The organism is Corynebacterium sp. HMSC074E01 (assembly GCF_001808885.1).
GTDB lineage: Bacteria > Actinomycetota > Actinomycetes > Mycobacteriales > Mycobacteriaceae > Corynebacterium.
In genome coordinates, this window is sequence record NZ_KV794826.1 from 1 (window position 1) to 315 (window position 315).

A 315-nucleotide genomic window follows, 5' to 3' on the forward strand; every position below is an offset into this window, starting at 1 on the left:
ACAAAAAAGGCCGTGAAAAGCCCAAACCTAGACAAACAGACAAACCACACCGCATGATGCAAACACACCACACGGACTGGCTATCCAAAAATTACATAAAGAAAAAATCCTTCAACCAACCCCCAACCCGACGGGGATATACAAGGAGGCTGGCCCAGTCAGAAGATTTTAAACAATTATGCCCAAACAACTTATGTTATTTACAATGACGCCGCTAAAAGGAAAAGCGCCATCCGGCATACACCAACCGTGCCACACATACGGCACAACACGGCCAAAACAAATAAAATCAACCAACAAAAAAGTACATTGGCA

The 315-nt window shown here is 43.8% G+C and carries 1 protein-coding gene; it reads left to right on the forward strand.

The genetic code is table 11. The features are described 5' to 3' along the window. Positions 1 to 209, forward strand: a 209-nt coding sequence (locus tag HMPREF2537_RS12880) for a hypothetical protein (RefSeq protein WP_210383615.1), incomplete at its 5' end; no start/stop codon positions are given. Positions 210 to 315: the final 106 nt, after the last annotated feature.